This window comes from Streptomyces sp. NPDC028298 (assembly GCF_055565895.1).
The window spans coordinates 1,449,574-1,474,681 of sequence record NZ_JBVHTL010000001.1 but is presented as its reverse complement, the minus strand read 5'-3'; the positions used below and the strand labels follow the sequence as shown (position 1 = coordinate 1,474,681).

Below are 25,108 nucleotides of genomic sequence, written 5' to 3'. Positions count from 1 at the left end.
GATCCCGCGCGCCCTCTCCCGTGTCCCGGAAGTGATCCCGTGCGCCGGAAGCGAGAGGCCCGCGCGGCTCCCTGACGGAGAGCGGCGCGGGCCCCGGAGGACGGCCTGCGGATCAGGCGCCCGGCGGAATCCGGGACGGACGTCCCCTGCCGCGCGTCAGCGAGTAGCCCCAGATGCCGGCGAGGGCCGCGAGGACACCGCCGATGCCGGTCCACACCCAGCGGTCGGACCACCAGCCGGAGGTGTCGGGCCGCAGCGAGGACAGCGTCGCCGTCTTCGAGTCGGCACCCTCCTCGGCGCCGTCGTCGGACTTCTCCGAGGTCACGGCGATACCCGGGACCAACGGCTTCGCGAGCGAGCCGTCGACCGCCGCGGAACCGCCGATGTCCTTGGAGTCCACGCGGAGTTCCGCGCTCATCGGAAGACCCAGATCGGCCGTGCCGAGACCGGTGGCGGTGAGCCGGACGTAATAGGTGCCCGGCAGCGGGTCGTTGGCCCAGGTCTCCGCCCAGGCGCGCACGGTGCGCAGGGTGCAGGACAGCTCCACGGAGGAGGCGTCCGACCCCGCCGTGCGGGTCTGTGCCCCGTACTGGCAGGCCTGACGGCGCCGCAGACCGTCGTACACGTCGATCTGCCAGGTCTCGGAGGCGCCGCGCTTGGACGCCTCCGGCAGCTTCACCGTCGCCTTCACGGTGGGCCGCTGCCCGGCGTCCGCGGGGAACTGCCAGTACAGGTAGTCACCCGTGGAGGCGCCGGCCGTGGCCTGCCGGCCCTGCTCGACCTCGGTCGCCGTACGGAACGACGTACCGGCCTCGGTGGGCGCGGAGTCGTCGCCCGAGGGGCTCGCGGACGGTGAGGAGTCGGCGAACGCCGGGGAGGCGGCCGCGCCGAGCAGCGCGGGTGCCGCGACGACCCCCGCGAGGAGGGCGGCGGTGCTCAGTACACGTCGGATACGCATCAGTTGGTCCTCCAGACCGAGAACCGCCAACGGGAGATCCAGCCCCACAGCAGACCTGCGAGGAAACCGGTCAGCACCAGGGCGCCGAGCAGCCACCAGCCGCGGCCGAGGCCGAAGGAGGCCACGTCGCTCGCCTGGTCCGGGCCGTCGACGACGTCGACGGTGAGTTCCAGGGGCAGTCCGGGCGTCGTCTTCACGCCGGACGCGGCCGAGAAGGAGTTGGACACCTGCAGACACACGACCTCGGCGGGCGCGTTCTCGTCGTCGCTCTCCGCCTTCGGGTAGCGCAGGCCGGTCGAGACGACGTCCGTGCGGCCGGTCCCGGCCGACTCGCCGCGCACGATCTCCCGGCCGTGCACGGTGACGGCCCGCAGCAGCACCCCGTAGTCGGGGTTGACCTGACGGTCCGCCGCGATGCTCACCGAGGCGCGCAGCTCCTTGCCGGGCGCGACCTCCACGCGGTACCAGCGGTGCTGGGCGAACTCCTCGCGGTCGGTGTAGATGCCCGACTTGACGGCGGGCGCCGCGGTGCACGAGTCGGCACCCTCCACGGCCACCGGCTTGACCACCGGATCGGCGGCGCGGTCCACCAACTGGTTGACGCGGTCGCTGAGCTGCTCCTTGTGCTCCACCGAGGTGTACGTGCCGCCGGTGGCCTCGGCGATGCAGCTCAACTGCCTGCTCACCTTGAGATCGGGGACCAGGCCCAGGGTGTCGATGGTCAGGTCGATGCCCTTGGCCGCGATCTCGCGGGCCACCTGGCACGGGTCCAGCGGCTGGCAGGTGTCCTCTCCGTCGCTGATCAGCACGATGCGCCGGGTGCCCTCACCGCCCTGGAGGTCGTCGGCCGCCTTGAGCAGGGCCGGGCCTATCGGGGTCCATCCGGTCGGGCTGAGGGTCGCGACCGCGGTCTTGGCCTCGGTGCGGTCCAGCGTCCCGACCGGGTAGAGCTGGGCGGTGTCCTTGCAGCCGGTCTTCCGGTCGTTCCCCCGGTAGTTGGCGCCCAGGGTCCGGATGCCGAGCTGCACCTCCTTCGGTGTCGCGTCGAGCACTTCGTTGAACGCCTGCTTCGCCGCGGACATCCGCGACTCGCCGTCGATGTCCCGGGCCCGCATCGAACCGCTGACGTCCAGCAGGAGTTCGACCTTGGGCGCGGTCGCCGTCGTTTCGTCGGCGACCGCGCCGGCCGGGTAGGCGATCCCGGCGGCCAGGAAGGCGAGCAGGGCGCAGACGCCCGCCGCCAGCCGTTGTCTTGTGATCATCGGCGGATCCTATTGATCAAAGGTGCCGCTCGTAAAAACGAGAGGTGTCCCGCGTCAGGACGAACCGGGTCCCGCGAGCGGGTTGGGAAGCCGTGTCCACAGGTCACCGGGGGTGTCCGGGGAGAGCCGCATCAAAGTCAGCGCTTTGGCGGGAAGCGGCTCACCGAGGAGCGCGGGGAGGTCCGCGGTGCGCGGGAGATCCGCCGCGACGGCTTCAAGTGCCTCGCGCAGCACGGCCGTCGAACCCGCCGTCGCGGCCAGCGCACCGCCGACCAGGGAACCGAAGAGCTTGCGGCGCAGGGTGGACTCGTCGTCCGTCACGATGCGCCCGGACAGCGCCGGGACCGGGACGCCGTGCCGGCCCAGCCGGGCCGGGCTCACCCGGATGTCGGCCAGGTCGCGGTAGACCAGCCGGACGGGGGAGTCCGCGCGGTCGAGGACCACGAGCAGGTTCTGGCCGTGTGCCTCCAGGGCCACCCCGAGGTCCAGCAGCCGCAGCCCCACCGTGAGGACGAGACGGGTGAACTCGGCCAGCCAGGACGGCTTCTCGGGCAGCCGGGTCAGCGGAAGCGCGGCCACCGGGAGGCACCGCTCGCCGCCCCCCGCGTACTCGTCCGGCGACTCCCGCACCACCGCCGCGAGTTCGGGGGAGCCGGCGGTGGCCGCGCCGAGCGTGCGGGTGATGTGCAGCGGCGCGTCGAGGCGGGCCGCCATCTCCTCCATGAACGAGGAGACGGTGTCCGCCGTCCGCACCGAGTACACCGAGATGTCCCGCACCGACGAGGTGAGCCGCGCGCTCAGCGCCGTCTTCACATGCGGCCCGTCCGGCACCGCGAGCGTGCGCAGCGACATCAACGGGCGCCCGCTGAAACCCTCCTGGACGGGTGCGTCCAGCACATGGGCCACCTGCCAGGGATGCACCGGGATCAGCGCCCGCTCCCCGTCCCGCAGCCACTTGGGCCACGCGCCCGTGACGAGAGCGTCGTCCACCGCCACCAGGCCCAGCCGCACCGACGTCCGGTGTTCGGGCCCGTACGCGAGCTGCTCGGCCACCGAGAACCCGGGACGCGCACGGCAGTTGGGGTGGTACGGATGCCCGTCGACGATCCGCTGCTCCCACGCCCAGCTCGCCTCGGACGGCCCGGGCGCCCCGTCCGGGCGCCGGTCGGCCCGCGACAGCGCCAAGGAGGCGACACTGTCGCCGAGTTCGGCCGAGAAGGCACCACCGTGGGGCACGTCCAGGGCGTCGACGAGGGTGTCCGGGCGGTCGTGCGCCCGCTCACCGAGCCGCACTTCGGTCACGTAGGCGGAGGTCGCGTACGGGTCCGGGAGGGGGCCGCGCAGCCGGCGGCCGTCGGTCAGACGAAGGGTCAGGCCCTCACGGTCCGCGTCACGGCCCGCGATCCACGGCAGCGGCTCGCAGGCCAGCGCACGCCACAGCCGCGTCAGCACGGCGGCCCGGGCACCGGGCAGCGCCTCCGCGTACGGCGCCGACAGCCCGGGACGTACGACGCTCAGCTCCTCGGCGAACGCGGCCTCGGTGTCGGGCGTGGAGGGACGGGGCACAGGCGGGCTCCTTGCGTACGGGGACAGCGTCGTGATCGTCCGCCGCTGCGGACATACTGATCACCAGTGCACCGTATGAATCGAATGGACCGGATGGATCGCGTGGACTTCAAGCCGACCGTGTTCCCCCAGCTCACCGCTGGCGACATGGACGCGGCCGCCGACGCGTACGCCGCCGCGCCGTTGCTCAATTGTCTCCTGCGCGAGCTGGCGGAGCCCACGGGGCGGCCGGGTGTCCACCGGCTGCGCGCGAGCGGCCGGGAGCTGCGCGTACGGGGCACCCGACGCCCCTACGCGCCCGAGCTGCACACCGACGGAGCCTGGCGGCGGCTCAACCACCCCGGGCTGATCGCGCTCGCCGCCGCGGAACTCCGCCTGTTCACCGGCGTCGACAACACCGAGCTGCCCGCGGAGATGACCGACAGCCGGGACGTGGTCGCGGCCCTCCTGCGCGCCCGGGCCCGCACGACGCCCCCCGAGGACCCGTATCTGCGCTCCGAGCAGTCCCTGATCATGGGGCACCCGTACCACCCGGCACCCAAGACCCGCGGCGGCGGCCCGGTCTCCGGCTGGCTGCCCTACGCGCCCGAGGCGTACGCCGGCTTCCCGCTGGAACTGCTCGCCGTGCGGGAGGACGCGGTCGTCGAGGAGGGCGACACACGGGCCCTCGACACACTGGGCCGGGCACCCGCCGGCTACCGGCTGCTCCCCGCCCACCCCTGGCAGTCGGCGCTCACCGGGTCCGTCCCGGCGATCCGGGACGCCTTCGCCGACGGCCGCCTCCTGCGCCTCGGAGCGACGGCCCGCCCCCTGTGGCCGACGGCCGCGATCCGCACCCTCTACGCCCCCGAGGACGACCTCTTCCTCAAGTTCAGCCTCGACGTCCGCATCACCAACGACATCCGCCGGCTGTGGCGGCACGACCTGCTGAAGGCGCGGGCCACCGACGCGGCCACCGCCGCCGCGTTCGCCGCGCAGGAGGGTCCCGCCGCCTGGCTCAGCGACCGCGGCTACCGCACCGCCGACTTCGCCTTCGAGGAACTCGCCGTCCTGGTCCGCGACGGACTGCGCCCGCACCTCCTCCCCGGCGCCACCCCGCTGCTGGCCGCCGCCCTGGTGGAGGGCTTCGAGGGCAGCCCGCTCGACCGGCTCACCGACCCCGCCGGCTGGTGGGAGGCGTATCTGCGTCACACCGTGCCCCCGGTGCTGGAGGCGTTCGCCCGCCACGGGGTCGTCGTCGAGGCGCATCTGCAGAACACGCTGGTGGCCGTGGACGGGGACGGCATGCCCGTCCAGGCACTGTTCCGGGACGCGGAGGGCGTGAAACTGCTGCCGGGGGTGACCCGCGCGGCCGGCTGGGAACGGCTCGTCTACTGCCTGGTCGTCAACCATCTCTCCGAGATGGCCGCCCTCCTCGCGGAACGCTTCCCCGGCACCGACCCCTGGCCCGCCGTACGCACCGCACTCCACCGCTGCGGCACCTCCTACGCCCTCCCCGAGATCACCGCCCTGCTCACCTCCCCCACCCTCCCCGGCAAGACCAACCTGCTGCTCCGCTGGACCTCGGCGGACGGCGCCGCGGCCCGCTACGTACCCCTGCCGAACCCGCTGGCCGGGAACTGACCCCCATGGGCAGGGGTGGGGCGAACCCCGCCGCCCGCGGCGAAGCCCCGGGTCCCGGCATGGCGTCGTCATCCGGCGCACCCCCGTCGCCGATGACGCGCGGTTACTATGGTCACTTCATGCCGGACGGCCGGAGCAAGGGGTGCGCCGTCGCCGGCCGGGTGGTCGGAAGGCAGGCTGAGGACTCGGATGGCCTGGGAAAATGCTGAATGACGTCACCGTGACCCGCTATCTCGCGCCGCTGCGCGAGGGCGGCTCGCTGCCGGGGCTCGTCGAGGCCGACGACCTGGGGACCTACGTCGTGAAGTTCACCGGGGCCGCCCAGGGGCACAAGGCGCTGGTCGCCGAGATCATCGTCGGTGAGCTGGCCCGCGCCCTCGGGCTGCGCTTCCCCGAGCTGGTCCTCGTCCACTTCGACCCGGCCTCCGGCGAGCACGAACCCCATCAGGAGGTCCAGGACCTCCTCCGGGCCAGCGCCGGGCTCAACCTCGGCATGGACTACCTTCCGGGCGCCAAGGACTTCACCCCCGAGGTCGCGCGGACCTTCCCGGTCGACCCGCTGGAGGCGGGCAAGGTGATCTGGCTGGACGCCCTCACGGTCAACGTGGACCGCACGGTGCACAGTTCGAACCTGATGATCTGGCCCACCTTCGGCATCGCGCCGCCCCGCCTGTGGCTGATCGACCACGGCGCCGCCCTCGTCTTCCACCACCGCTGGGACGCCTCGGCGCCGGAGAAGGCGTACGACTTCAGGAGCCACGCGCTCGGCGGCCACGGCCCGGACACCCGCGCCGCCGACGCCGAACTGGCACCGAAGGTCACCGAGGAACTGCTGCGCACGGTGCTGGCGCAGGTGCCCGACGCCTGGCTCATGGACGAGCCGGGCTTCGCGAGCCCCGACGCCGTCCGCGAGGCGTACGTCGGCTACCTCCTGGCCCGCGTCCGCGCCTCCGCGGCCTGGCTCCCCACGGACTTCCCGAGCCGCGAACAGCTCGCGGCCGAGGACGCCGACCGCGCGGAGCGGACCCAGCGGGGCCGCCCGGACTGGCTCAAGCGCGTCCCCGACCTGCACGGCAAACCGGCGGCGGAACAGGATTGGTCGGTGCATCTGGGATGACGGACGTCCAGCGGGTCCAGATCGAGTACTGCACCCAGTGCCGCTGGCTGCCCCGCGCGGCCTGGCTGGCCCAGGAGCTGCTCACCACCTTCGAGGCGGAGCTCGACGAACTGTCCCTCAAGCCCGGCACCGGCGGTGTCTTCGTCGTCCGGGTCAACGACGAGGTGATCTGGGACCGCCGCGAGCAGGGCTTCCCCGAGCCGACCGCGGTCAAGCGCCTGGTACGCGACCGAGTGGCCCCGGAGAGATCCCTGGGCCACTCGGACCGTACGGCGGACGGAGCGGGTGCCGCGGACTGAGCGGGTGCGGCGGACCGGGCGGGTGCGGCGGACCGGTCCGGGTCAGCCGGTGAGCTGCTCGTAGGCGGGCAGGGTGAGGAAGTCCGCGTAGTCCTCGTCCAGCGCGACCTTCAGGAGCAGGTCGTGCGCCTGCTGCCAGCGGCCGGCCGCGAAGGCCTCCTCGCCGATCTCGGCGCGGATGTCCGCGAGTTCCCGCGCGGCGATCTCACGGGCCAGTTCCGGAGTGGCCGCGACGGTCTCGCCGTCGTGCTCGAAGACGACCCCCGCGTTGATCCACTGCCAGATCTGCGAGCGCGAGATCTCGGCGGTGGCCGCGTCCTCCATGAGGTTGAAGATGGCGACCGCGCCCAGACCGCGCAGCCAGGCCTCGATGTAACGGATGCCGACCTGAACGGCGTTGACCAGACCGCCGTACGTCGGCCGCGCGTCGAGCGAGTCGACGGCGATGAGGTCTCCGGCCGCGACCGACACGTCCTCGCGCAGCCGCTCCTTCTGGTTCGGCCGGTCGCCGAGGACGGCGTCGAAGGAGGCCAGCGCGATGGGGACGAGGTCGGGGTGGGCCACCCACGAGCCGTCGAAGCCGTCGCCCGCCTCACGGTCCTTGTCGGCCTTGACCTTCTCGAAGGCCACCTTGTTGACCTCCTCGTCGCGCCGCGAGGGGATGAACGCGGCCATGCCGCCGATCGCGTGGGCACCCCGCTTGTGGCAGGTGCGGACGAGGAGTTCGGTGTACGCCCGCATGAACGGGGCCGTCATCGTCACCGCGTTGCGGTCCGGCAGGACGAACTTCGTCCCGCCGTCACGGAAGTTCTTGACGATGGAGAAGAGGTAGTCCCAGCGGCCGGCGTTCAATCCGGAGGCGTGGTCCCGGAGTTCGTAGAGGATCTCGTCCATCTCGTACGCCGCCGTGATCGTCTCGATCAGGACGGTGGCCCGGACCGTGCCCTGCGGGATGCCGACATGGTCCTGCGCGAAGACGAACACGTCGTTCCACAGGCGTGCTTCGAGGTGGGACTCGGTCTTGGGCAGATAGAAGTACGGGCCCTTGTCGAGGTCCAGCAGCCGCTGCGCGTTGTGGAAGAAGTACAGGCCGAAGTCGACGAGCGCGCCCGGCACGGGGGTGCCGTCGGCTGCCACGAGGTGACGCTCGTCCAGATGCCAGCCGCGCGGCCGCATCACGACGGTCGCGAGCTCCGCGTCCGGCTTGAGGGCGTACGACTTTCCGGAGCCCGGGTCGGTGAAGTCGATGCTCCGGGCGTAGGCGTCCATCAGGTTGACCTGTCCGAGGACGACGTTCTCCCAGGTGGGCGCCGAGGCGTCCTCGAAGTCCGCGAGCCAGACGCGGGCCCCGGAGTTCAGGGCGTTGATCGTCATCTTGCGGTCGGTGGGGCCGGTGATCTCGACCCGGCGGTCCTCGAGCGCGGCCGGAGCCGGGGCCACCTTCCAGGAGTCGTCCGCGCGGATCGCGGCGGTCTCCGGGAGGAAGTCGAGCGTGGAGGTACGGGCGATCTCGGCGCGCCGCTCCGCCCGGCGGGCGAGGAGCTCGTCACGCCGGGGCGTGAACAGCCGGTGCAGCTCGGCCACGAAGGCGAGGGCCGCCTCGGTGAGGACCTCCTCCTGCCGGGGCAGGGGCTCGGCGTCGACGATGGCCAGCGGGGACGGCGCTGGTGCGGACATGAGCTGTCACTCCTTCAGCGAGCTACGTGCGGGCGAGCGGGTCGTGGCGATCCGCGTGCGGGGCCCGCGGGGCGCCGCACACCGGTCGAACGAGCGAACCACGGACGGCGTCACCGCGCCTGGCACCCGGTGCCGCGGCCCACGCGGACCGAGCCGGGCGCCTTCGACACGGCGAGGCGCTTCTGAGCAGTGGATACTAATTTCCTCATGGTGGAAGTTCAATGGTTTGTTGATGTCGAGATTCTCCAGATCGACGGAAGGTGGCGCTCGGTGCCACCCCGCTCACTCAAGGTGGACCAGGTCGTCCTCCGTGTCGATGTCGTACGCCCGCGCCACGTCCCCGCACTCGACCAGGGTGACGGCGTCCGCATGGGCCTTCAGATAGGCACGCGCGCCCTGGTCACCGGTGGCCGCCGCCGCGATCCCGGCCCAGTGCCCGGCCCCGAACAGCACCGGATGGCCGCGCTCACCGTCGTACGCCGCCGCGGCGAGCGTCAGCGGAGAGGCGTACGCGGCCAGCACCCGGGCCACCGCCTCCCGGCCGATCCCCGGCTGGTCGACCAGCGACACCAGCGCGGCCCGCGCCCCCGAGTCCGCCAGCGAGTCCAGCCCGGCCCGCAGCGAGGAACCCATGCCCTCCTCCCAGCGGGGGTTGTCCACGAGGACGCACCCGGCCAGCGACGCCCGGTCCCGTACGGCGTCGGCGCGGGCGCCGAGCACGACATGGACGCGGGCGCAGCCGCCGGCCCGCAGCTCCTCCACCGCGTGCTCGACGAGGGGCCGCCCCCGGTGGGGCAGCAGTGCCTTGGGGCGGCCCCCGAGGCGCCGTCCGCCTCCGGCCGCCAGCACCAGCCCCGCCACCTCGTCCTTGTTCTCCGTCATGTCCCCTGCATACCCGACCCGGCCCGGGCATGCCCCGGAACCACGGCCGTCACCGCGGTGTCCCCGGGCTGAATTTCGGTCCGCGCAGTGGCGCCCGGCGCACCGGGTGGCGTTTACTGGCCCGCGTCCCCCGGCGCCTGACCACCGCCACGGGGAGCTGGAGCCGACGTGGGCGGGACCGACGCACGACCGCGTGCGCGAGGGGGAGAGCTGTGTTGCGGAGCTTGGGGCAGAGACCGGTGACGGGCAGCGACGAGGATCCGAGGGTGGCGGAGTTGCGGACCGCTGTCGCCCGGCTGCGCCGTGAACTCGCCGTCCATCCCGTCGAGTTCCCCGACCGGGGCATCGCCGAGGACGAGCTCGCGTCCCTCGCCGCGATGGCCGCCGGAGGCATGCCGGAGGTTCCCCGGCTGCGCCGCTCGCTCCTCCTGGTCGCGGGCGCGATCGGCTCGGTGAGCGCTCTCGCCACCCGCCTCGCCGACGTCCGCAGCGCGGTCGAACTCTTCGGGGACCCCCCGCACCGAACCCGCCTGTGAGCCGCCGGGCCCGCCCTTCGGGCGGACGACGCGACTTTGCGGACACGCCCTAGCGCCCCCTGCGGATGACACCCCGATTGGTGGCCGCCGCCACAGCCGATGTGCGGGAGTCCACGCCCAACTTCGCGTAGATGTGCACCAGATGGGACTTCACGGTCGCCTGGCTCAGGAACAGCTTCTTGCTGATCTGCTGGTTCGAGAGACCGTCCTTGACCAGTTCGAGCACCTCGAGTTCACGACGGCTCAGCGCGGCGGCCGGGGTGCGCATGCGGTCCATGAGCCGGTCGGCGACCTTCGGGGCGAGCGCCGAGTGCCCCGAGGCGGCGGTGCGCACGGCGGCGGAGAGCTCCTCGGGAGGGGCGTCCTTGAGGAGGTAGCCGCAGGCGCCCGCCTCGACCGCGGCCAGGATGTCCGCGTCGGTGTCGTACGTGGTCAGGACGAGGACCCGGGGGGCGCCGGGGCGGGCGGTGATCGCCGCCGCGGCCTCCGCCCCGTGCATCCCGGCGCCGAACTGGAGGTCCATGAGGACGACGTCCACGTCGCCCGCCCCGGCCCGCTCCACCGCGGCCTCCGCGGTCGCCGCCTCCGCGACGATCTCGAAGTCCGGCTCCGCGGACAGCACCGCGCGCAGTCCGGCGCGGACGACGGGGTGGTCGTCCGCGAGCAGCAGCCGCACGGTCATGCCCGGCTCCCCACGGCGCGGCGTTCCGTACCGGCCGGCTCCCCGCCGGCGGGCACGGGCAGGGGCAGCGTGACCGCCACCGCCGTGCCCTGACCGGGAGCCGACTCGACGGTGAACGTCCCGCCCAGCGACCGCGCGCGCGACCGCATGGCGGGCAGACCGAAGCCCCCGTCCGCCGTGTCTCTACCGGTGGGGTCCGCGCCGGTGAGGGCTCCGTCGACGGTGCCTTCGTCCGTGGTCTTTACGGTGGCGGGGTCCCCGCCCAGGCGGTCCCGGTCCGGGGCCGGACGGTCCGGCTGGTCCGGGCGGTGGCGGTCCTGGCGGTGGCGGTCCGGCTGGTCCGGGTCCGACCGGTTCCGGTCCGGCCGTACGTCGTCCGGGGCGAACCCGGTGCCGTCGTCCACCACGTCCAGCGTGACCGAGGTGTCCATGAAGCTGAGCGTGATCTCGACGCGCTCCGCGTCCGCGTGGCGCAGCGTGTTGCCGAGCGCCGACTGGGCGATCCGCAGCAGGGCCACCTCGTACGGGGTCGGAAGCCCGGCCGGCGTGCCGCTCACCGAGAAGCGGACCCTCGGCGTGTCCACGGCGGCCGACCGGCACAGCCGCTCCAGCGCGGCGGCGAGCGAACCGTGTTCCAGATCGGGAGGGGTGAGCGCGCGGACGAAGCGACGGGCCTCGGCGAGGTTGTCCTGCGCGGTAGCCCGGGCCCGCTCCACGTGCGGGGCCGCGGGCGAGTCCGCCGGCAGCAGCCGCTGGGCGGCCCGCATCAGGAGCTGGATGCTGGACAGGCCCTGGGCGAGCGTGTCGTGGATCTCCCGGGCCATCCGCTCCCGCTCGGCGAGCGTGCCCGCGGCGCGTTCGGCCTCGGCCAGCTCGGCGCGGGTGGCGATCAGCTCCTCGATCAGCTCGCGGCGGCGCTCGCTCTCCCGGTACAGCGCCTGGTACCCGAGGACCGTCGCGACCGCGACCCCCGCCCCGAGCAGCGGGCCGATGAACGCCCCGGGGGTGAGGGGCGCGCCGTGCGCCACGAAGCTCGCGACCGCCGCCCCGGCGGTCAGGGCGACCGCGGGCAGGCTCCAGCGCACCGGCAGCAGGTGGAGCTGCAGGAAGTAGAGCGGGAAGGCCACCCACAGCCCGTCCGGGGAGAGCGCGACGAGCGCCAGCCAGCTCGCGCTGAGGGCGGCCACCCACAGCGCGGCCGCACGCCGTGAGCGGTGCACCGCCGGGGAGACGGCGCCCGCCACGAGCACCACGCCCGTCACCAGCACCGAAAGGACGACGGCCGTCGGGTGCCCGGTGTCGCCGGATCGGACCGCGGCCAGCAGGAGAAGGCCGGCGAGCAGGACGTACAGGCACAGACGCAGGACGGCGACGACGGGGGAGCGACGGGGGACATTCATGGTCGTTCCAGGGTAGGCGGGACAGGACCGGCCCCGGTCAACCGAAAGGTTGAAAGACGGCTGCTCCCTTCGCCGGCGCCGTATCCCTCCCGGGTCCGTGGGCGGTCGTCCCTCCGGTGCCGACCGGTCCGTCTCCCGGCGACCGGGGCCCCCTCCTTCGGCCCGGCCGAAGCATGCGGCGGTGCGATGCCCCGGACGGGGTCCGGGCGGCAGGCTCGGAGCATGTTCGTCGCATGGAGAGACCTGCGGTTCGCCAAGGGGCGCTTCGCCCTGATGGGAGCCGTCGTCGTACTGATCACCCTGCTCGTGGGCCTGCTGTCCGGGCTGACCGCCGGGCTCGCCGGGGAGAACACCTCGGCGGTCACCGCCCTGCCCGCCGACCACCTGGCCTTCGCCGCGCCGGCCGCGGGACAGCCGGTGTCCTTCACCGGCGCCCCGGTGCCGGCCCACGCCCGGGAGGCCTGGGCCGGCAGGCCCGGAGTCACCTCGGCCGAGCCGATCGGCGTCCGCACCCTGAACGCCTCCGCCGGGGACCGGACGGCCGCGGTGTCCTCCTTCGCCGTGCGGCCGGGCTCGGGCATCGCCCCGGCGGGCGTCGCCCCCGGACGTGCCGTGCTGTCCGAGAAGGCCGCGGAGGCGCTCGGTGCGGGGCCGGGCGACCGGGTGGTGCTCGGCGGCGCCCGGCTGACCGTCGCGGCCGTCGCCGGCCACGCCTCGTACAGTCACACCCCCGTCGTGTGGACCGATCTCTCCGGTCCGGCGACCGTGCTCGCCCTGCGCACCGACGGAGCCGATCTGCGGGCGGGCGACCGCGCCGCCGGCACGAAGACGTTCACGAGGGACGACTCCCTGACCGCCATCGGCTCCTACCAGGCCGAGAACGGCTCGCTCCAGCTCATGCGCGGATTCCTCTTCGTCATCTCGGCGCTCGTCACCGGGGCCTTCTTCACGGTCTGGACGATCCAGCGGTCGCCCGACGTCGCGGTCCTGAAGGCGCTGGGCGCCTCCACGCCGTACCTCCTGCGCGACGCGCTGGGCCAGGCCGTCCTCATGCTCACCGCCGGGACGCTGCTGGGCAGCGGGCTCGCGGCCGGAGCCGGCGCGCTGGTGCGGGGAGGCGACGTGCCGTACGCCCTGGACGTCACGACCGTGCTCGGTCCCGCCGCCGTCACGATCGCCCTCGGGGCGCTCGGCGCCGGGCTCGCCGTCCGCCGGGTCACGGCCGTGGACCCCCTGACCGCGCTGGCGAGCGCCCGATGAGGACCCCGGCCGGGCTCGCCGACGGCGCCGCGCCGAGGTCCCGGACCGACCGAACCGACGCACAGGAGAGTGCCGCGTGAGCCTGACCCTCGACGACATCACCCTCACCTACCCCGACGGCGACGGCCGTCTGACCGCGCTGGACGCTGTGAGCCTGCGGGTGCCGGCCGGCACGATGACGGCCGTCGTGGGCCCCTCAGGATCCGGGAAGTCCAGCCTCCTCGCGGTCGCCGCGACCCTGGTCGCCCCGGACCGCGGGCGCGTTCTCGTCGGCGGTACGGAGACGGGGGCGCTGACCTCCGCCGAGCGGGCCGTCCTGCGGCGGCGCGAGATCGGCATCGTGTTCCAGCAGCCCAACCTGCTGCCCTCGCTGACCGCGCTGGAACAGCTCCAGGTGATGGGTCACCTGGACGGACGCCGTCACGTGACGCCGCGGGCACGGGAGCTGCTCGCCGAGGTCGGGCTGGGCGAGCTGGCGCACCGGCGTCCGCACCAGTTGTCCGGGGGACAGCGGCAGCGGGTGAACATCGCCCGCGCGCTGGTCAACGAGCCCTCGGTGCTGCTGGTCGACGAGCCGACCAGCGCCCTCGACCAGGAGCGCGGGACGGCGGTGCTGGACCTGTTGGTGCGGCTCACCCGTGAACGCGCGACCGCGACCGTCCTCGTGACACACGACCGCGCCCGCCTCGGCGAGGCGGACGCGGTACGGGAGATGAGGGACGGACGCCTGGGGACACCGGTGGCGGTGCCGACGGCGGAGTGACCGGACGCCGGGCCGGGGTCGGAGCGACCGGATGCCGGGTCGGGTGCGGAGTGGCCGGATGCCGGGTCGGGGGCGGAGTGACCGGATGCCGGGTCGGGTGCGGAGCGACCCGGATACGCGGTCGACGGAGTGGCCTGGGCGGAGAGTCGGGGACGAGCGGACCCTACGGCGGTCCGCCGTCCGCCGTCCGCGTCCGCCGTCCGCCGTCCGCGTCCGCCGTCCGCGTCCGCCGTCCGCGTCCGCGGCAGGTGGCCTGTGGCAAGTGGCCTTTGGGCCGCGGCATGTGGCCGGTGGCCTGCGGTCCGCGGCCGGTGGCCCGTGGCCCGCGGCCCGTGGTCGGGTCAGCCGGTGCTCTGGCCCGTGCTGGCCAGGGCCTCCGACAGCTCCGCCGCGACCTGCTGGAGCACCGGCACGATCTTCTCGGTGGCGGCCTCGGTGACCCGGCCGGCCGGGCCGGAGATCGAGATCGCGGCGGCGGTCGGGGAGTCCGGCACCAGGACGGCCAGGCAGCGGACGCCGATCTCCTGCTCGTTGTCGTCGATCGCGTAACCGGTGCGGCGCACCTCGTCGAGCGCGGCGAGGAAGCCGTCCGGAGTGGTGATCGTCTTCTCCGTCGCGGCGGGCATCCCCGTACGGGCGAGCAGCGCGCGCACCTCGTCGTCCGGGGTGTGGGCCAGCAGCGCCTTGCCGACGCCCGTCGAGTGCGGGAGCACCCGGCGGCCCACTTCGGTGAACATGCGCATCGAGTGCTTGGACGGCACCTGGGCGACGTAGACGATCTCGTCCCCGTCGAGCAGCGCCATGTTCGCGGTCTCGCCGGTCTCCTCCACCAGACGCGCCAGATAGGGGCGGGCCCAGGTGCCGAGCAGCCGGGAGGCGGACTCGCCGAGGCGGATCAGCCGGGGGCCGAGCGCGTACCGGCGATTCGCCTGCTGCCGTACGTATCCGCAGGCCACGAGGGTGCGCATCAGCCGGTGGATGGTGGGCAGCGGCAACCCGCTGCTCGCGGAGAGCTCGCTCAGACCGACCTCGCCCCCGGCGTCCGCCATGCGCTCCAGCAGATCGAAGGCGCGCTCGAGGGACTGGACGCCGCCACTGGAGGCGGACGATCTGGGGTCGGTGGTGCTGGCGCTGGACGGCGGCACGGCGGCGGTCCTTTCGGGGCGCGGTATCGAGCGGGGTGACCCGAAGACTCTCGAAGGGGGCGGCGGCGGGTGGCGGGCAGGCAGAAGCGCAGCCTACCCGGCACCCGACGGGCCACCAGGTAGGGTAAGGCTACTTCTGTCTGTCGGAAGAGTGATTTCGCCATACGGAAAACCTCCTGACCGGGCGCAGCGGGAGCGGATCTCGGCCGGGTCGGGGGAGGGTGGAGAAATGAGCCCTTGACGGGGCGGAGGCCGGGGTGAAGACTTCTTCAACAGAAAGTTGAATTCCGTTACGCGGAAGCAACCCGGCGGCAACGGGAGACGACGGCGGCGGAGAGAGGGGTCCGGGTGTCCGATGCCGAACTGATGCTGCGCTCGACGCGCGTCATCACGCCCGAGGGGACGCGCGCCGCTTCGGTCGCGGTCGCCGCGGGAAGGATCACGGCCGTGCTGCCGTACGAGGCCGAGGTGCCGTCCGGCGCCCGGCTGGAGGACGTCGGCGACGACGTCCTGCTGCCCGGCCTCGTCGACACCCACGTCCATGTGAACGACCCCGGCCGCACCGAGTGGGAGGGCTTCTGGACCGCGACCCGTGCCGCGGCCGCCGGCGGCATCACCACCCTGATCGACATGCCGCTCAACTCCCTCCCGCCGACGACGACGGTCGACCACCTCGCTACGAAGCGGGACGTCGCCCGCGCCAAGGCGCACATCGACGTCGGCTTCTGGGGCGGCGCGCTGCCCGGCAACGTCAAGGATCTCCAACCCCTTCACGACGCCGGGGTGTTCGGGTTCAAGGCGTTCCTGTCGCCGTCCGGCGTGGAGGAGTTCCCCGAACTCGACCAGGAGCAGCTCGCCCGGTCCCTCGCCGAGATCGCCGGCTTCGGCGGACTGCTGATCGTGCACGCCGAGGACCCGCACCATCTCGCCGCCGCCCCGCAGAAGGGCGGCCGCAGGTACGCCGACTTCCTCGCCTCGCGCCCCCGGGACGCCGAGGACACCGCAATCGAGAGCCTCGTCGCGCAGGCCAGGCGTCTCGACGCGCGGGTGCACGTGCTGCACCTGTCGTCGAGCGACGCGCTCCCGCTGATCGCAGCGGCCAAGGCGGACGGCGTCCGGCTCACGGTGGAGACCTGCCCGCACTACCTCACCCTGACCGCCGAGGAAGTCCCGGACGGCGCCAGCGAGTTCAAGTGCTGCCCGCCGATCCGCGAGGCCGCCAACCAGGACCTGCTGTGGCAGGCGCTGGCCGACGGCACGATCGACTGCGTGGTCACCGACCACTCCCCGTCGACCGCCGACCTCAAGACGGACGACTTCGCGACCGCGTGGGGCGGCATCTCCGGCCTCCAGTTGAGCCTGGCCGCCGTCTGGACCGAGGCCCGCGGGCGCGGCCACGGCCTGGAGGACGTGGTCCGCTGGATGTCCTCCCGCACGGCCGAACTGGTCGGCCTGGGCGGCAGCAAGGGCGCCATCGCGGCGGGACACGACGCCGACTTCGCGGTGTTCGCCCCCGACGAGACCTTCACCGTCGACCCCGCCGCGCTCCAGCACCGCAACCGCGTGACGGCGTACGCGGGCAGGACCCTCGCCGGCGTCGTGAAGTCGACCTGGCTGCGCGGCCAACGCGTCTTCGCCGACGGCGAGTTCACCGATCCGAAGGGTCACCTGCTGACCCGTACGACCTGATTACCCCGCCCCGTGGCGGCCGACTCGCGAAAGGAACCCCTGATCACCGTGACGGCGACCCAGAGCTTCACCGGAGACGCGAACCCCTACGGAGGCGGTGACCCGTACGCGGACTACCGCACCACCGACTTCCCCTTCACCCGGTACGCCAACCTGGCGGACCGGCAGCTCGGCGCGGGCGTCGTCGCCGCCAACGACGAGTTCTTCGCCCAGCGCGAGAACCTTCTCGTCGCCGGGGCCGCCGAGTTCGACCCCGAGCACTTCGGCCACAAGGGCAAGGTCATGGACGGCTGGGAGACCCGGCGGCGCCGTGGCGCCTCCGCCGAGCACCCGTGGCCGACCGCCGAGGACCACGACTGGGCCCTGGTACGGCTCGGTGCCCCCGGGGTGATCCGCGGGATCGTCGTCGACACCGCCCACTTCCGCGGCAACTATCCGCAGGCGGTGTCGGTCGAGGGCGCCTCCGTGCCCGGTTCGCCCTCCCCCGAGGAACTCCTGGCGGACGAGGTGAAGTGGACGACTCTGGTACCGCGCACGCCGGTCGGCGGTCACGCGGCCAACGGATTCACCGTCTCCGTCGAACAGCGCTTCACCCACCTGCGGGTCAACCAGCACCCCGACGGCGGCATCGCCCGGCTGCGCGTGTACGGCGAGGTCGTGCCCGACCCGCGCTGGCTGTCCGCCCTCGGCACGTTCGACGTGGTCGCCCTGGAGAACGGCGGACAGGTCGAGGACGCCTCCGACCTCTTCTACTCACCCGCCACCAACACCATCCAGCCCGGCCGTTCGCGCAAGATGGACGACGGCTGGGAGACCCGCAGGCGACGCGACGACGGCAACGACTGGATCCGCTACCGGCTCGTCGCCCGGTCCGAGATCCGCGCCTTCGAGATCGACACGGCGTATCTGAAGGGCAACAGCGCCGGCTGGGCCTCGGTCTCGGTGCGCGACGGCGATGGCCCGGACGCGGGGGAGTGGACCGAGATCCTGCCCCGCACCCGCCTCCAGCCCGACACCAACCACCGCTTCTCCCTCGCCGCACCCGCCGTCGCCACGCACGCGCGCGTGGACATCTTCCCGGACGGGGGCATCTCCCGCCTGCGCCTCTTCGGCTCCCTGACGGAGGAGGGCGCGTCCCGCCTGACGGCACGCCACCAGGAACTGGGCGGCTGAGCGGCCCGGTTCGGTCCGCAGCCGGGCACACCACGGGGGACTCCGCTCCTCCGGAAGGGGCTCCCCCTTCCGGAGGAGCGGGCTCACCGCACGCCGGGGCCGCCCCCGGCCGGATCCCCGCTCGTCATGCCGCGTGTCCGCCGTCCACCGCGAACTCCGCCCCCGTGACGTATCCCGCCTCGCTCCCCGCCAGGTACGCGACGATCGACGCGACCTCGTCGGCGGTGCCGAAGCGGCCCACGGCGGTCAGCGCGCTCTGGCCCGGCGCGTACGGGCCGTCCGCCGGGTTCATGTCGGTGTCGACGGGACCGGGATGGACGATGTTGGCGGTGATCCCGCGGCCGCCGAGCTCCCGCGCCAGCGCCTTGGTCAGGCCGACCAGCGCGGACTTGCTCATCGCGTAGAGCGTCCCTCCCGGACCGGGCACGCGCTTGGCCATGCAACTGCCGATCGTGACGATCCGCCCGCCGTCCCCGAGATGCGGCGCGGCCGACCGGGAGGCCAGGAAGACGCCCCGGACGTTCACGTCGAGCACCCGGTCGACGTCCGCCGGGGTCAGGGACTCCAGCGGACCCAGGACCCCCACCCCCGCGTTGTTGACGAGGACGTCGAGCCGCCCGAACTCCGCGACGACCCGGTCCGCGACCGCGCCGGACTCCGCAGCGTCGGAGGCGTCCGCGCGCAGGGCCAACCCCCTGCGCCCGAGCGCCTCGACACCCCGTACGACGTCCTCCGCGGCCTCCTTGCCGCTCACATAGGTGATGGCCACGTCCGCGCCCTCGCGGGCCAGCCGCAATGCCGTCGCGGCCCCGATGCCCCGGCTCCCGCCGGTCACGAGGGCCACCTTGCCGTCCATGTCTCGCTGAGAGGTCTGAGAGGTCTGAAGGGTCTGAAGGGTCTGAGAAGTCATGAACCCATCCCAGCCGCCGCGGCCGCGGGACGCTGGCGGCGAACGGACACCGACATCGGCGGATGACATGATGACCGGCGACATAAGGCGACGGCGGAACGAGGAAGCCGGTGTGAATCCGGCGCGGTCCCGCCACTGTGACCGGTGAGCGCGCTCCGGCATGCCACTGCCCCGACCGGGGTGGGAAGGCGGAGCGTTCGGGGATCCGGGAGCCAGGAGACTCACGCGGTCGCCTCCTCGATCGACACCGGGGCGGATCTCCCCGGGAGGGGAGTGGTGCGCTGTGCCCGAGACGCCGGCGGAAGAGATGTCGGGGGAGTCCGCGGCGGTGCGCGGACCCGTGCCGTGCCGGGTCGTCGTGTGCCGGGACTGCTGCTGCGGCAGTCCCAAGGTGACCGGGGTGGACCACGCCGCACAGACCGCGCGGCTGCGCGCCGAGGTACCGGTGCGCGTCTCCGAGTGCCTCGACGTGTGCGACCAGGCCAACGTCGTCGTCGTACAGCCGTCCGCGGCGGGCCGGGCGGCCGGCGCGCGGCCCGTCTGGCTCGGACTCGTCAACGACCCCGAAGCGACCGAGGACATCGTGACCTGGGTACGCGCCGGCGGTCCGGGCGTCGCTCCGCCGCCGGACATCCTCGACCTGTACACCTTCACCCCGCCGGGGCGCCCGGCCGACTCCTGAGCCCGCGCACGCAGGGGCCGGCCGACCCGCCCCGGGGCGCCGAATGCGACGCCCCGGGGCATTTTGACGCCGTGTCAGGACGCAACGGGCCAAGGCCGTTTGCGTCCAGTCGATCTCTCTTCCACCCCGCCTGACCTGCGGCGAAAGTAGTTCTTGCCACCGGGCGACCCGCCCGGGACGACCTCCACGGCTGCACCTGCAGGGCAGCCGGGCGGTCGGTGACGTGCCTTCGCCCGTACGACTTCCACGCCGCAGGAGAGATCATGAAGTTCAGCCACGCCGTCCGCCGTACCACCGCAGCCGTCGCCGCCGTCGGCGCGATGTCCCTCGGCATGGTGGCCACCACCGCCGGCGCAGCACACGCCGTCGCGTCCTGCTCCGGGGACGTGTCGATGTACGGCACGCTCTCGGACGGCCGGCTGACGTACACGCAGATCGCGCCGGACACCGGCAACCGCGTCAAGACGCTCATCGGCCCGAACCTCGGCTTCACGCCCAAGGCGATGGCGACGCTCAACTTCAACACGGTCCTGGTCACGTCGACCACCGGCGACCTCTACCGCGTCGACATCCAGACCAACAACACCTCCCTCGGGGTCGCGGGAGTCGTCAAGATCTGGGACGGCGGCTGGACCTTCGACAAGATGGTCTACGACGGAGCCGGCCACCTCTACGGGACCGTCGACGGCCAGCTCCACCAGTACGTCGTCTCCCAGCCCAAGCCGGCGGGCTCGGAGCACATAGGCCAGCACGTCGTGATCGACACCGGCTTCGTCCTCAAGACGCTCGCCGCCGCGGGCGACGACCGCATCGTCGCCTCGACCGCCGACGGCCGGCTGCTCAGCTACAAGATCAACGGAGTGGACGACTGGGACCTCTCCGTCCTCAAGGCGAGCGGCTGGTCGGCGGTCGACTCGCTCTCCTCGCCGGGCGGCGGCCTCTACTACGGCCGCACCAACGGCGGCATGTACTGGTACTCCGACGCCGACCCGACCGACGGTGACGGCGGCGACATCACGTACCACTCCGACGACCCGGTGGACGCCTCCGGCTGGACCCAGAGCCTGCTGTCGGCCTACGCCAACAACTGCGCCTACGTGCCGGCGGCGCCGCCGAAGTCCGTCCAGGGCGGCACCATCTACCGCAGCGAGGTCATGGACCGGGCCAAGAACTGGTACAACCGCAACGTCCAGTACGACCAGGGCGCCTCCGCCGTGGACGTCGACGGCGACCACTCCTACCGCACCGACTGCTCCGGCTTCGTCTCCATGGCCTGGCACCTCACCACCTCGCTGACGACCGAGACGCTGCCCAGCGCGAGCACGCAGATCAGCAAGACCGCCCTCCTGCCCGGCGACGCGCTGAACGACTACTCCGAGCACGCCGTCATCTTCGCGGGCTGGAAGAACCAGGACGCGGGCACCTTCTACTACTACTCCGAGAGCAGCCCGGCCACGGACATGAACTACTCGACCGCGAACATCAACAGCGGTGACATCAGCGGCCACCCGGCCTCGGACTACGTCGCCCTGCGCTACAAGAAGATCGCCTGACACCCCACTTGACGCCTCGAAGGCCCCGCCGATCCCCGGCGGGGCCTTCGAGGCGTTCGCGCGCCCCGGGAGACGTCTGCCCTGCTCCGGCCCACGCCGAAAAGGGCGGTGCCCCCTCGCCACGAGGGGGCACCGCCCTTTTCGGACTGGCGGACTGGCGCACTGACGGGCCGACGGGCCGCGGCAGCGGCGAGCCGCAGCCGTACGCGGCGGGCGGGCTACTGCCAGCCGGCGTCCGTCGGAGCGACCTGCCAGCCGGCGTCTGCCGGAGCGACCTGCCAGCCGGCGTCGGAGGCGAGAACGGAGGAGGCCGGAACCGCGTCCGCCGTGGACCGGTGCGTGACCACCGGGGCGGCGAGAGCCGCGGCGACGACGAGGGAGGTGACCGCGGCGGCCTTGGCGATGCGGGTACGAAGCATGGCTGTTTCCGTTCCTTCCGGGACGAGATGCGGTGTCCGGCCTGGTGTCGCGCCCCGCGGTGGCGCTCTCCTCGGCCGGTGACTCATAGGTTCGTCGCAGCTCAGGCCCGAGGAAAGGGTTCACGGATGGACGGAAGCGGCCTTGGACCGATGCGTCCAGGCAGGCCGTTTCAGTCCACCGGCTGCGGCTCGAAGGCCAGGGGCACCAACGGCACCCCGGCACCGGTCGGCCGCGCCCCGGCCAACTGCGGTACGGCGCGGAGCAGTCGGCGGGTGGCCCGCACCGCTCGTTCCTCCGCCTCCTCCAGCGTGTCGGCCAACAAGTAGAAGCCGAGGGTGAGTTCGGCCGGGGAGACGGTGTGCACGGCGACGTGCTCGACACCGTCGCGGGGGACGATCGCCGCTCGCACCAGAGTTCTGATGTTCGGTGGCGGCTCGTCGCCGTACGGCAGTTCCAGATATGTGTGGACCAGGTACATGCGGTCCAGAATCTCAACGCGATGCGCCGACAAGTCGGCTTGCGTGATGGCCAGTTGAGGCCTTGGCCGGTTTGGTCCTTCCCCCTGTGACGATCCCCGGTCCTCTGCGAAGATCATCGTGGGACAGGGGAGGGTCTGTGGAAACTGGGGGGAACCGGATGCTGACCGCACTTGGACTCGATACGGCCGCGGAGACGGTGTACCGCGCCATGCTCAGAAGTCCGGCAGCCGGTGTCGCGGCCCTCGCCGACACCGTGGGACTGTCCGGGGACGAGGTGCGCGACGCCCTCGACACGTTGAGCGAGCTGGCCCTGGTGCGCCCGGCCGCGGGGGACGCCGGCCGGCTCCGGGCCGTCTCCCCGGACATCGGCATGGAGATCCTGATGGGCCGCCAGCAGGCCCAGTTGGCGGCCCAGCAGCAGCGCCTCGAATCCTCCCGGGCCGCCGCGGCCCAGCTCATCTCCGAGTACGCCGAGCTCCGCCCGGCCACCAGCCATCCCGGGGTGGAGCAACTCGTCGGCCTCGACCAGATACGCGACCGGCTGGCCGTACTCACCCGCGAGGTGCGCGAGGAGTTCCTCGCCTTCGCCCCGGGCGGACCGCAGACCGCGGAGAACATGGCCGCCTCCCGGCCGCTCAACGAGGACCTGCTCGGCCGCGGGGTGCGCATGCGCACGATCTACCTCGACAGTGTCCGTACGAACCGGCCCACCGTCGAACACGCCACCTGGCTGGCCCGGCTGGGCGGCCGGGTCCGCACGGTGCCGTCCCTGCCGACCCGGATGATCCTCATGGACCGGGAGACCGCCATGATCTCGGTCAGCAGCGACGACACCGCCGCCGGCGCCGTCCTGCTGACCGGCCAGGGCACGCTCACCGCCCTGTGCGCGCTCTTCGAGACCACCTGGGAATCCGCCCAGCCGCTCGGCGAGACCGTCCCCACCGACCCGAACGGACTCATCGGCCAGCAGACGACCACGCTGCGGCTCCTGGCCGAGGGCCACACCGACGAGGCCATCGCCAAACGGCTCGGGGTCTCCCACCGCACGGCCCGCCGGATCGCCTCCGAACTCATGGAACGCCTGGACGCCCGAAGCCGCTTCGAGGCCGGCGTGAGGGCCGTCCAGCAGGGCTGGCTCCCGCCGCGCCCCTGAATCAGCGCCCCCGAATCAGCGCCCCCGAACCAGCGCCCCGAACCAGCGCCCCGAACCAGCGCTCCTGAACCAGCGCTCCTGAACCCTTGCCCGGGGGCCGCCGGCCGGTCGGGCGATGTCCGAAGGCGGCGGCCCCGGAAACCGGGACCGCCGCCTTCGCCGGTCAGCGGACGCGGTTCGTCCAGCCGACCTCGACATAGGTCGTGCGGACCACCGGGTCGGCTCCGGCGGCGCCCCTTTCCAGAACGCGGCTCGTGTCCGGGTCGAGGACATAGCGGAGGGAGTACGGGACGGACACGGGCTTGAAGCCCGGCTTCTCCACCCGCGTGGACCCGCGGAAGACGATCTCCGTGCCCGTACGGCCCCGGCTGTCCTTGACTCCGGACTTCACGGTCAGACCCGGTGTCCTCGCGACGATCCGAAAGAGCGCGGAACGCAGCTCGGGGCCCGCCGGTGACGTCTCCAGCAATGACAGGACCTGCTCGAACCGTTCCTCGGGGTCCTTGGAGAACCAGGCCTTCAGCTTCTCCGGGTCGGTGGGCAGACGGTCGAACTCCGTCCAGGACAGGCGCTTGTCGCCGACCTTCCAATTCACCGTGCTGCTACCGGACTTGAGCGGTTTCGCGTCCCCCTTGCGAACCCAGGTGGTGCCCGCCCGGGTGCAGTAGACGGCGTACGTGGCCGTCCTCCGGCCGTCCTTCGACGTGTAGTGGACCATCCAGTACGTTCCTTCGTGCGCCTCTGCCTTCGCGGAGACCTTCGCCATACCGTTCAGGAACTCCGAGGCCGACGAGACCGTCGACACCGACCTGTCCGTCACGTCCCGCACCGGGTACACGGCCGCCCCCGCCGCGATCGCGGCCACCGCGGCGGCCGCCGCCAGGATCCCTCCACGCCGCGAGAGCCGGCGCCGTCGCGGTGCCGTGCCCGGCTCGTCGGGGCCGAGGACGACCACATCCTCCTCGGGCACGTCCATCGGGGGCGCGAGGGAGGCCGCCGGGCCGCCGCGTCGGGCCGTGGCGAGGGGGATCGCACCCTCGTACTCCGCGGGGGCGGGCGTCCGTGCGGCCTCGCGTGCCGCGACGAGCGCCAGGATGTCGCGTACGGCCCTGACCTTGGCGTCCGAGGGTGGCGCCACGGCTCCGGCCGCGATCAGTTCGTCGGCGCCGGGGAAGTCGAGGAAGTCGTCAGATTCGGTCTTCTCGGTCATGTCAGGTCTCCTGACAGGTCGAAGGGGGCGCCCGAGCGCAGACGGCTGCGCGCGCGGTGCAGACGGGTGCGGGCGGTCGCCGCGGGTATGCCGACCACGCCGGCGGCCTCGCTGGGCGTGAGCTGCTCCCAGGCGACGAGCAGCAGCAACTCCCGCTCCACGTCGGGTAGTCCGGCAAGGAGCTCGCGCAGCCTGGGTGCCACCGCCGCGGCGACGAGCCGGTCGTCCACCGCCTCCCAGGGATCGTCGTCGCCGACGGCGCGCGGAATGTCCGGGCGGGCCGCCGCGTCCCGCCGCCAGTGGGCGGAGAGCACGTTCCTGGCCACGCCGAACAGCCAGGCCCGTACGGACCCGCGGGCCGCGTCGAAACCGCGGCGCGCCGCGAACGCCTGGAGCCACAGCTCGGCGAGCAGATCGTCGGCGGCGCCGGGCGCGCGGCGGGTGAAGTAGCCGTGCAGGGCCGCCGAATGGCGTTCCACCAACGGCGTGAAGGCGGCCGGGTCGCGTGCCGTGCGGCCCAGCAGCTCCTCGTCGTCCGGGCCCGATGTCATGGGACCTCCGTCTCCGGACCGCCGGCCGGCGGTCTCACCCCTTACTTGGCGGAAACCGTCGGCAGCGTTCGCGCGCCCGGGCCGGGGAGCGGCGCCGCGTCACGGTGGACGCGCCGAG

Annotated in this window: 24 protein-coding genes and 1 riboswitch; of the genes, 11 read left to right on the top strand and 13 right to left on the bottom strand. The window is 73.0% G+C overall.

Going from position 1 to position 25,108, the window contains the following annotated elements:
- Positions 1-112: 112 nt before the first annotated feature.
- The 3 genes from ACZ4TO_RS06510 to ACZ4TO_RS06500 are packed head-to-tail and all read right to left on the bottom strand — an operon-like array spanning position 113 to position 3,786.
- On the bottom strand, positions 113-958 hold the full coding sequence (locus ACZ4TO_RS06510) for a hypothetical protein (protein WP_382788327.1): 846 nt from the start codon (positions 956-958) through the stop codon (positions 113-115).
- A complete protein-coding gene (locus ACZ4TO_RS06505) occupies positions 958-2,220 on the bottom strand; it encodes a VWA domain-containing protein (protein WP_468023582.1) in 1,263 nt (420 codons plus the stop codon). The genes ACZ4TO_RS06510 and ACZ4TO_RS06505 overlap by 1 nt, the downstream gene beginning before the upstream one ends.
- Positions 2,221-2,274: 54 nt before the next feature.
- Complete coding sequence (locus ACZ4TO_RS06500) at positions 2,275-3,786, bottom strand: IucA/IucC family protein (protein WP_468023581.1); 1,512 nt, start codon at positions 3,784-3,786, stop codon at positions 2,275-2,277.
- Positions 3,787-3,879: 93 nt separating this feature from the next.
- Between ACZ4TO_RS06500 and ACZ4TO_RS06495 the strand changes: the two genes are divergently transcribed.
- The 3 genes from ACZ4TO_RS06495 to ACZ4TO_RS06485 all read left to right on the top strand — a co-directional run bounded on the left by ACZ4TO_RS06495 (position 3,880) and on the right by ACZ4TO_RS06485 (position 6,825).
- Positions 3,880-5,409, top strand: a complete 1,530-nt coding sequence (locus tag ACZ4TO_RS06495; RefSeq protein ID WP_468023580.1) for an IucA/IucC family protein — start codon at positions 3,880-3,882, stop codon at positions 5,407-5,409.
- 202 nt (positions 5,410-5,611) lie between these two features.
- A complete protein-coding gene (locus ACZ4TO_RS06490) occupies positions 5,612-6,526 on the top strand; it encodes a HipA family kinase (protein WP_468023579.1) in 915 nt (304 codons plus the stop codon).
- Complete coding sequence (locus ACZ4TO_RS06485) at positions 6,523-6,825, top strand: Rdx family protein (protein ID WP_326784733.1); 303 nt, start codon at positions 6,523-6,525, stop codon at positions 6,823-6,825. Before ACZ4TO_RS06490 ends, ACZ4TO_RS06485 begins: the two co-directional genes overlap by 4 nt.
- 42 nt (positions 6,826-6,867) lie before the next feature.
- Here ACZ4TO_RS06485 and aceB read toward each other — a convergent pair whose 3' ends face one another.
- Both aceB and ACZ4TO_RS06475 read right to left on the bottom strand, forming a co-directional pair.
- Positions 6,868-8,502, bottom strand: a complete 1,635-nt coding sequence (gene aceB, locus ACZ4TO_RS06480; protein WP_468023578.1) for a malate synthase A — start codon at positions 8,500-8,502, stop codon at positions 6,868-6,870.
- A gap of 282 nt (positions 8,503-8,784) precedes the next feature.
- A complete protein-coding gene (locus tag ACZ4TO_RS06475) occupies positions 8,785-9,384 on the bottom strand; it encodes a nucleotidyltransferase family protein (RefSeq protein WP_468023577.1) in 600 nt (199 codons plus the stop codon).
- A 212-nt stretch (positions 9,385-9,596) separates the two neighbouring features.
- Between ACZ4TO_RS06475 and ACZ4TO_RS06470 the strand changes: the two genes are divergently transcribed.
- Entirely contained in the window at positions 9,597-9,920 is a 324-nt protein-coding gene (locus tag ACZ4TO_RS06470; RefSeq protein ID WP_382788286.1) for a DUF5955 family protein, read from the top strand.
- Between the two features lie 49 nt (positions 9,921-9,969).
- Here the strand turns inward: ACZ4TO_RS06470 and ACZ4TO_RS06465 are convergent, their stop codons facing one another.
- On the bottom strand, positions 9,970-10,602 hold the full coding sequence (locus ACZ4TO_RS06465) for a response regulator (RefSeq protein ID WP_468023576.1): 633 nt from the start codon (positions 10,600-10,602) through the stop codon (positions 9,970-9,972).
- Positions 10,599-12,002 (bottom strand): sensor histidine kinase, encoded by a 1,404-nt coding sequence (locus ACZ4TO_RS06460; protein ID WP_468023575.1) that lies wholly within the window; start codon positions 12,000-12,002, stop codon positions 10,599-10,601. Before ACZ4TO_RS06460 ends, ACZ4TO_RS06465 begins: the two co-directional genes overlap by 4 nt.
- 222 nt (positions 12,003-12,224) lie before the next feature.
- Here ACZ4TO_RS06460 and ACZ4TO_RS06455 point away from each other — a divergent pair, with 222 nt between their 5' ends.
- Both ACZ4TO_RS06455 and ACZ4TO_RS06450 read left to right on the top strand, forming a co-directional pair.
- Positions 12,225-13,262 (top strand): FtsX-like permease family protein, encoded by a 1,038-nt coding sequence (locus tag ACZ4TO_RS06455; protein ID WP_382788280.1) that lies wholly within the window; start codon positions 12,225-12,227, stop codon positions 13,260-13,262.
- Between the two features lie 76 nt (positions 13,263-13,338).
- The gene (locus ACZ4TO_RS06450) at positions 13,339-14,025 is read left to right on the top strand and encodes an ABC transporter ATP-binding protein (RefSeq protein WP_468023574.1); all 687 of its coding nucleotides are present in this window, start codon (positions 13,339-13,341) and stop codon (positions 14,023-14,025) included.
- A gap of 341 nt (positions 14,026-14,366) precedes the next feature.
- Here ACZ4TO_RS06450 and ACZ4TO_RS06445 read toward each other — a convergent pair whose 3' ends face one another.
- Entirely contained in the window at positions 14,367-15,170 is an 804-nt protein-coding gene (locus ACZ4TO_RS06445) for an IclR family transcriptional regulator (RefSeq protein ID WP_382788276.1), read from the bottom strand.
- Between the two features lie 348 nt (positions 15,171-15,518).
- Here ACZ4TO_RS06445 and allB point away from each other — a divergent pair, with 348 nt between their 5' ends.
- A complete protein-coding gene (gene allB / locus ACZ4TO_RS06440; RefSeq protein ID WP_468023573.1) occupies positions 15,519-16,859 on the top strand; it encodes an allantoinase AllB in 1,341 nt (446 codons plus the stop codon).
- A 48-nt stretch (positions 16,860-16,907) separates the two neighbouring features.
- Positions 16,908-18,032, top strand: a complete 1,125-nt coding sequence (gene alc, locus ACZ4TO_RS06435) for an allantoicase (protein WP_385041304.1) — start codon at positions 16,908-16,910, stop codon at positions 18,030-18,032.
- Between the two features lie 124 nt (positions 18,033-18,156).
- Here alc and ACZ4TO_RS06430 read toward each other — a convergent pair whose 3' ends face one another.
- Positions 18,157-18,888, bottom strand: a complete 732-nt coding sequence (locus tag ACZ4TO_RS06430) for a 3-oxoacyl-ACP reductase family protein (RefSeq protein ID WP_468023796.1) — start codon at positions 18,886-18,888, stop codon at positions 18,157-18,159.
- A gap of 117 nt (positions 18,889-19,005) precedes the next feature.
- A riboswitch (cobalamin riboswitch) is annotated at positions 19,006-19,181 on the top strand.
- A gap of 68 nt (positions 19,182-19,249) precedes the next feature.
- On the opposite strand from ACZ4TO_RS06430, the gene ACZ4TO_RS06425 reads away from it, so the two are divergent.
- Positions 19,250-19,624: a (2Fe-2S) ferredoxin domain-containing protein gene (locus tag ACZ4TO_RS06425; RefSeq protein WP_382788751.1), complete on the top strand. Its 375-nt coding sequence runs from the start codon at positions 19,250-19,252 to the stop codon at positions 19,622-19,624.
- A gap of 263 nt (positions 19,625-19,887) precedes the next feature.
- A complete protein-coding gene (locus tag ACZ4TO_RS06420; RefSeq protein ID WP_382788267.1) occupies positions 19,888-21,177 on the top strand; it encodes a tachylectin-related carbohydrate-binding protein in 1,290 nt (429 codons plus the stop codon).
- Between the two features lie 218 nt (positions 21,178-21,395).
- On the opposite strand, the gene ACZ4TO_RS06415 is transcribed toward ACZ4TO_RS06420, so the two are convergent.
- Positions 21,396-21,596, bottom strand: a complete 201-nt coding sequence (locus tag ACZ4TO_RS06415; protein WP_382788265.1) for a hypothetical protein — start codon at positions 21,594-21,596, stop codon at positions 21,396-21,398.
- Positions 21,597-21,766: 170 nt separating this feature from the next.
- Positions 21,767-22,075 (bottom strand): hypothetical protein, encoded by a 309-nt coding sequence (locus ACZ4TO_RS06410; protein WP_468023572.1) that lies wholly within the window; start codon positions 22,073-22,075, stop codon positions 21,767-21,769.
- Between the two features lie 158 nt (positions 22,076-22,233).
- Between ACZ4TO_RS06410 and ACZ4TO_RS06405 the strand changes: the two genes are divergently transcribed.
- Positions 22,234-23,229, top strand: a complete 996-nt coding sequence (locus tag ACZ4TO_RS06405) for a helix-turn-helix domain-containing protein (protein ID WP_468023571.1) — start codon at positions 22,234-22,236, stop codon at positions 23,227-23,229.
- A 163-nt stretch (positions 23,230-23,392) separates the two neighbouring features.
- On the opposite strand, the gene ACZ4TO_RS06400 is transcribed toward ACZ4TO_RS06405, so the two are convergent.
- Positions 23,393-24,439 (bottom strand): hypothetical protein, encoded by a 1,047-nt coding sequence (locus ACZ4TO_RS06400; protein ID WP_468023570.1) that lies wholly within the window; start codon positions 24,437-24,439, stop codon positions 23,393-23,395.
- The gene (locus ACZ4TO_RS06395; RefSeq protein WP_468023569.1) at positions 24,436-24,990 is read right to left on the bottom strand and encodes an RNA polymerase sigma factor; all 555 of its coding nucleotides are present in this window, start codon (positions 24,988-24,990) and stop codon (positions 24,436-24,438) included. The genes ACZ4TO_RS06400 and ACZ4TO_RS06395 overlap by 4 nt, the downstream gene beginning before the upstream one ends.
- Positions 24,991-25,108 lie beyond the last annotated feature (118 nt).